Origin of the sequence: Streptomyces sp. URMC 127 (genome assembly GCF_051386535.1) — a bacterium.
Classification (GTDB): Bacteria; Actinomycetota; Actinomycetes; order Streptomycetales; family Streptomycetaceae; genus Streptomyces.
This window is the reverse complement of the sequence record NZ_JBPQTW010000301.1, coordinates 1-6,686: the sequence shown is the minus strand read 5'-3', so window position 1 is coordinate 6,686 and position 6,686 is coordinate 1. Positions and strand designations below refer to the sequence as shown.

Here is a 6,686-nt window from a genome sequence, read left to right as displayed (position 1 = left end):
ACCTGAAGGCGGTGCAGGAGGAGTGGGCGGGGGTGCGGTAGAGGGTCAGGTGCCGGTAGGCGGGGGCGGCGAGGTAGGTGTGGGGCTCGGGGCTGGGGCGGATCCCGATGAGCTCGACGCGGTGGCCGCGCTCGGCGAAGCCCTGGGCGAGGGTGTGCAGGACGCGCTGCGAGCCGCCCATGGAGTCGACGTCGATCCCGACGAGGAAGAGGTTGCGCCGCTTCACCGGGGACCGCCCCCGGCCCCGGCCCGGCCGGCCGCGCCGCCGAAGAACAGGTCCACCACGGCCTCGCTCGACCGGCCCGTCTCGTAGGGGTTGAAGCGCTCCCGGAAGCGGGCGTAGGCCCCCGCCCACTCCTCCTGCACCGCCTTCAGGTCGCGCAGGGCGGCGACCAGCTCGCCGGTCGTGGTGAGCATCGGGCCCGGTGCGATGTCGGGCAGGTCGTAGTACGTGCCGCGGGCGGTGGCGCGGTAGTGCTCGTAGTCGTCGGTGAAGAACAGGATGGGCCGGCCGAGGTTGGCGTAGTCGAACATCAGGGACGAGTAGTCCGTGAGGAGGGCGTCGGAGGCGAGCAGCAGGTCGTTGGGGTCGGGGAACTCCCGGCCGTCGCGGACGGCGTGGCCGAGCTCGCGCGGGACGGTGTACCGCTCGTAGTAGTGCGGGCGGACGACGATCGCCCACTCTTCGCCGAGGGAGCGGACGAGCTCGGCGAGGTCGGCCCGGACGGAGTCGCCGCTGCCGCGCGCCCCGTCGCGGAACGTGGGGGCGTACAGCAGGACGCGGCAGCCGCCGGGGATCTGCAGGCGCTCGCGGGTGGCGGCGGCCCGCTCGCGGCGGGCGGGCTCCTCCCAGCGGACGAGGTCGTCGTTGCGGGGCAGGCCGGTGCGCAGGAGCTCGCCCTCGTAGGCGTTGGCGCGGACGAAGGTGCGCTCGAACTCCTCGCTGGGGGCGATGAGGGCGTCCCAGCGGGCGATCGTCTCGCGGTGCCGCTGCTGCCGCGCGGCGTTGGCCAGCCGCAGCTCGGGCACGTCGAAGCCCATGTGCTTGAACGCCTGCCCGTGCCAGGTCTGCAGATAGCGGGTGGCGGGCCGCTTGCCGTAGAGGGTGGGGAAGCCGTGGGAGTCGACCCAGTAGCGGGCGCGGGCGAGGGCGTGGACGTACTCCCAGCTGCCGCGGCGCACGAGCGGCACCCCTTCGGGGTAGGAGGAGCGGTTGCCCGCGTACGACCAGACGGCGCGCAGCGGCAGGCCGCGCCGCTGCAGCTCCTCGTGGAGGGCGCGGGGGCTGTCGGCGTAGCCGCGGCCCTCCAGGGCCTCGAAGACGACGAGGTCGTCGTCCACGGGCAGCTTCTGCAGCTCGTGGTAGGTGAGGGCCTTGATGCGGGGGCCGGTGACGCGGCGGGTGAGCCGCTGGATGCCGCGGCGCAGGGGCTCCGCCTGCCCGGCGGCGGCCTCGGCGCGGCCGAGGGCTCCGGCCCGCTCCCAGGTGAGCTCCAGCCGGCCGGCGCCGTGCCCCTCGCAGGCCACGCGCACGGTGTGGGCGGCGAGGGGGCCGCAGCGGGGGATCCTCGCCCGCAGCGGGGTGAGGCCGGCGGGGGCGAGCAGCGGGTCGGAGCGGGTGAGGCCGAGGCGTTCGAGGACGACGACGGGGTGGCGGCGGCCGCGGAAGCCCTTGGGGCCGAGGGGGACGCGGCGGGGGTCGAGGACTGCCTCGGCGGTGCGGCAGGCGGAGCCGCCCTCCTCGCCGGGCGCGGCCGGCTCGTACGCGAAGGGCACGGCGAGCGGCTCTCCGGTGGTGGCGATGCGCAGCTCGGCGGTGACGGGGCCGGAGGCGGCGAGCAGCAGGGCCGGGTCGTAGGTGCGCAGCCGGATGCGCAGCAGGGGCCCGTCGGCGGCGATGTCCGCCACTTCGTGGCGCAAAGGGCCCGCGGTGAAGGGCTGGTCGTCCAGGCGCCAGGCGGTGATGTCGAGGCCGGCGGCCTCCTCGGCATCCCGCGGCGGGGTGGAGCCCCAGTACGTGCGGCCGGCTTCGCGGACGACGTGGCGGGGGGCGAGGTGGGGCCGGTCGAGGGTGCGGGCGCACTCGGCGGCCTCCTCGTAGCGCCCGCTGGTCAGCAGGAACTGGCAGATCTGCTGTTCCCGGGGGACGGCGGCGAGCGCCTGCGGGGAGATCCCGGCGAGGTAGGGGGTGACGGCGGCGGCGAAGCCGGCGATCCACCCGGGGTCGCGGAAGGGCAGGTCGCCGAGGTAGAGGCGGAAGTCGTGGCGGAGGAACTTCTCGTCCTTCGCGGGCCGCAGGGCGGCGTTGCCGGACTCCTCCAGGAAGGCGTCGATGAGCCGGGCGGCCTTGATGCGGTCGACGGCATTGCGCAGTTTGTGGCGGCTGGAGGAGATGGAGAGGGTGGCGGGGTCGGCGGCGAGGCGCCAGGTGTAGACGGGCCAGGGGACGACGGCGAAGGTGCGGGCGAGGGTGAGGGCGCGGGCGGTGAAGAGCTGGTCCTCGTAGTGCATGTCCTCGGGGAAGCGCAGGGCGTGGCGGGCGAGGAAGTCCGCGCGGTAGAGCTTGTTGGTGGAGAGGTGGTCGAGGAAGAACTCGGGGGCGGAGCGGATGCCGTGGACGACGCGGACGTCCTCGAACAGCTCCGGGTACCACAGGCCGGTGGTGCCGGTCTCCTCGAAGAGCCGGGTGACCTCGCCGGTGACGAGGTCGGCGCCGGTCTCCTCGGCGGTGAGCAGCAGGGACTTGCAGGCGTGGTAGGGCAGTTCGTCGTCGCTGTCGAGGAACATCAGGTGGGGGGCGCGGGCCGCGTCGATGCCGGCGTTGCGCGGGGCGCCGCAGCCGCCGCTGTTGACGGGCAGCCGGATGAGCCGGGCCCGGGGGTCGGCGGTGGTCAGCCGCTGGGCGGCGGCGAAGGTGCCGTCCGTCGAGCAGTCGTCGACGATGATCACTTCGAGGTTGCGCAGGGACTGGGCGAGGACCGACCGCACGGCACGCGGCAGGCGTTCGGCGTCGTTGTGGACGATCACGACGACGCTGACATCGGGGCCGGGGGCGGGCGTGCGGTTCACAGTCACCTCGTCTCGGTGCGGCCCGGCGCATCGCGGGCACGCTCGGGCGGCCCGCCATCCGCGCGGGCGGATTCGCGATTACCCAAAGCGTAGATGCGGGCACTGACAGTCACCTCCCGCGAGGGGTCCGAGCGGGTGCGCCAGGCGTGCACGGCGAGGGCCGCGGTCACTCCGCCGATCAGGACGACGTCGCGGAAGGCGTGCCTGCGGGCCGTGTCCAGGTACGGCCACGTCACCCCGGCGACCTCGGGGAGCAGCGGCAGCCACAACCACACCGAGCGCGCCGCCGCGGCCCGCACCACCAGCGACGCGGCGAGCGAGGGAAGGACGACGAGCATGTAGTGCTGGAACGAGGGCCGGGAGACCAGGAACGCCGCGAGCATCAGCAGCGACGCGCACTCCACGAGCCGCAGGGCGGGGTCACCGCCGGCCCGCCACCGCCACCGCGCGCAGCAGAGCACCGTCACCGCCGCGCCGGCGGCGAGGGCGAGCGCGAGCGGCTCCGGTACTCCGAGGCGCGGCAGCACCGAGGGCCAGGCGGCGTCGAACGGACGGGCGTACGCATCCTGGCCCCGCATCAGGAACGGCAGCGTCCGGGTGAAGAACAGCCCGGGCCGGGGCATCGCGAGCGCCGCCGCCAGGGATACCGCGGCGGGGACGCCCACGGCCCAGGCCAGCGCCCGCCACCGCCGGGCCAGCACGAACAGCAGCAGCAGCGGCACGAGCATCGGCTTCAGCGCCAGCGCGGCGCCCACCACTGCCCCGGCCGCGCACCAGCGCCCGCGGCGCGCGAGCAGGAGGGCGGCGGGGAAGGCGACGGCCGACAGGACCGTCCAGTTGCCGAGGTAGATGACGCCGTGGAAGGGCTCGAAGACGCCGAGCGCGGCGGTGACGCCCGCCGCGAGCCGGCTGCCGGGCCGCACCCCGAAGACCCGCAGGGCGAGCACCACCCCGGCGAGGACGGACAGCGCGGCGGCCACCGGCACCGCGGTCGCGAGTGCCTGCCGGGGGACCAGCATCTCCGGGAGCGCCGCGAACACCGCGCCCGGCAGGTAGAGGAAGCGCTTGTCCGCGTACGGCGAGCCCCCGTCGAGCAGGGCCTGCGCCGCGCGCACCACCACCGCGTTGTCGATGCCGGGGGTCCGGGGGCCCCGCACGACGCGCACGACGTCCAGCGCGAGGACCAGCAGCGCGGCGAGCAGCACCGGCCACGGGGCCCGGCCGCGCAGCCAGCGGCCGAAGAGGTCCGCCCCCTCGGCGCCTCCGGCCTGCCCGGCGCTCACGGAGCGACCTCGGCGAGGGTGAAACCGGCCGGGCCGCGCACGGTCCGGCGCACGGCCGGGTCGCCCCGGTCGAGGCCCGGGCGGCCCTTCTGCTGCAGCACCCAGCGCACGCGGTACTCCTTGAGGATGCCGAGCCGCTCGGCCCGGGAGGCGTCCGGGGCGAAGTAGCGGCGGGTCGCGGCGCGGCGGCGGGCCGCGTCGGGGAGGAAGACGTCGGGGTAGGCGGGGGCGACGGTGTACGGCCCGTACGCGGGGAGCATGCGCAGCGCGTAGTAGTTGTCGGTCATCACCGTCTGCCGGGCGGGCACTTCGCGCGCCGCCCACGTGAACCGTGGCCAGAGCGCGACGGTGTGGATGTGGCGCAGGGCGGGCGGGACGGCCTGCGGCCGCAGGACGTAGCCGAGCACCCCGGCCTGCGACCAGGCGCCCGCCAGCAGGGCGGCGGCGGTCAGCGGGACGAGGGCCGCCCGCACCCTGCGCCCGCCGGCCGCCGTCTCCAGGGCGAGCGCGAGCTGGGCCGGGACGAGAACGGCGGGCAGGATCCGGCCCCACGCCTGATGGCCGCTCAACCCGCCGGCGGCGAAGACGGCGAGCCCCAGCACGAAGAAGATCACCAGCGGGTCGCGGCGGTCGCGCCGCGCGCGCAGCGCCAGGGCCGCCGCGCCGAGCGCGGTCAGGCAGAACTTCGTCGCGAGGTGGCCGTAGAGGGGCCGGTGGATGTCGTCCAGACCGCTGCCCGTGCCGAGCAGGGAGTAGAAGGCGTAGTACGGCCAGCAGGCGAGCACGGCCGCGGCCAGTGCGGCCGCTGCGGTGACGCCTAGCCACATCGTGCGCGCGGGCCGGGGGCGGGCGCCCAGCAGCATGGCGGCGCATCCCAGCAGGGCGACGGCGCCGGTGAACTGATGGGTGAGCAGGATCGCGGCGAGCAGCAGCCCGAGCCCCAGGAAGGCCGTGGTCCCGCGGCCGGCGGCCAGGGCGCGCCGCAGCAGTGCCCACAGGTGGAAGGACAGCCCGAAGGCGAACGTGCTCGGGTAGGCGAGAGTGAGCGACATCGACGTAAGGCTCAGGACGCCGCTCCACGCGAAAAGCCTCACTCCGTACAGCAGGAGCAGGCAGAGCACCGCCAGCGGCACCGCCGCCCGGCTGCGGGTGAACGTCCGGACGAAGGCGTGGACGCCCGTGCCGAGCAGCACGAGCGCGGCCAGCGCGCCCAGGCGGAGCACGGTGAAGGTGCCGAGTCCGGTCGCCGATCCGGTGAGCGCGAGCAGGACCGTCCAGGGCGAGTAGTACGGGCTCGGGGTGGCGGCGTCGACGAGGGGGTTGCCGGGGTGGAGCAGGTCGGTGCGCAGGCGTTCGAGGACGGCCGCGTGCATGCCGAGGTCCCCGGACCAGGGCAGCCGTACGGTCATGAGCAGCAAGAGGACGGCCAGCAGCAGGACGCAGGCCGGGGCGGCCCGGCGGAGGCCCGCCGCGCGGTCCTGCGGGGCGGCTCCCGGCGGGGCCGCCGGCTCAGCGGGTGCGGCGACCGGTAGCACGGGCCGGCCTCGTGCGCAGCCGCCACGGCATGACCACCGATTCGAGCTGGACGGCCAGGTTCATCTTCGACTCCCCGGCGGCACGGTCCTCGAAGTGGATCGGCACCTCCATGACGGTGTATCCGGCCTTCAGCGCCCGGTACTTCATCTCCACCTGGAAGCTGTAGCCGGCGCTGTCGACGGTCTCCAGGTCGATGGCGGAGAGGGCGGCGGCGGACCACAGGTTGAAGCCGCCGGTGATGTCCCGGACGCGGGTGCCCAGGATGGTGCTGGCGTAGGCGTTGGCCCAGCGGGAGAGCAGCTTGCGGTGGGCGCTCCAGGCGTCCGAGAGGGAGCCGCCGGGCACGTAGCGGCTGCCGACGACGACGTCCGCGCCGGTCGCGCGGGCGACCCCGAGCAGTTCGGGGATCTTCTCCGCGGGGTGGCTGCCGTCGGCGTCCATCTGCACGACGTAGGCGGCGCCCTCCGCGACGGCCCGGGCCATGCCCGCGGCGTAGGCGCGGCCGAGGCCGTCCTTGGTGGTGCGGTGCAGCACGCCCATGCGGGTGCGGCCGGGCTCGTTGTACTTCTCGGCCAGCTGTTCGGCGATCGCACCGGTGCCGTCGGGGCTGTTGTCGTCGACGACGAGCAGCCGCAGGCCCTCCAGGGGCAGCGCCATGAGCGCCTCGGCCATGGTGGCGAGGTTCGCCGCCTCGTTGTACGTGGGCATCACGACGGTCGTCGCGGTGCGGCCCCACTCCGCGGGCAGCGGGGGCGCCGCGGCGGGGGTACGGGGTGCGCTCATGGGCTGGTCCTCGGG

4 protein-coding genes and 1 pseudogene are annotated in these 6,686 nt (G+C 75.3%); all 5 read right to left on the bottom strand.

The window, feature by feature from the left end; translation table 11 throughout:
• Nucleotides 1-226, bottom strand: a pseudogene (locus tag ACSNOH_RS32505) (hypothetical protein); the annotation flags it as partial.
• A complete protein-coding gene (locus ACSNOH_RS32500) occupies nucleotides 223-3,075 on the bottom strand; it encodes a bifunctional glycosyltransferase/CDP-glycerol:glycerophosphate glycerophosphotransferase (protein WP_436725042.1) in 2,853 nt (950 codons plus the stop codon). The pseudogene ACSNOH_RS32505 and the gene ACSNOH_RS32500, both read right to left, overlap by 4 nt.
• Complete coding sequence (locus ACSNOH_RS32495; RefSeq protein WP_436725041.1) at nucleotides 3,072-4,352, bottom strand: glycosyltransferase family 87 protein; 1,281 nt, start codon at nucleotides 4,350-4,352, stop codon at nucleotides 3,072-3,074. The genes ACSNOH_RS32500 and ACSNOH_RS32495 overlap by 4 nt, the downstream gene beginning before the upstream one ends.
• The gene (locus ACSNOH_RS32490; protein ID WP_436725044.1) at nucleotides 4,349-5,761 is read right to left on the bottom strand and encodes a hypothetical protein; all 1,413 of its coding nucleotides are present in this window, start codon (nucleotides 5,759-5,761) and stop codon (nucleotides 4,349-4,351) included. The genes ACSNOH_RS32495 and ACSNOH_RS32490 overlap by 4 nt, the downstream gene beginning before the upstream one ends.
• A 100-nt stretch (nucleotides 5,762-5,861) precedes the next feature.
• Nucleotides 5,862-6,671, bottom strand: coding sequence for a polyprenol monophosphomannose synthase (locus ACSNOH_RS32485; RefSeq protein ID WP_436725043.1), 810 nt, complete (start codon nucleotides 6,669-6,671; stop codon nucleotides 5,862-5,864).
• Between the last annotated feature and the right edge of the window lie 15 nt (nucleotides 6,672-6,686).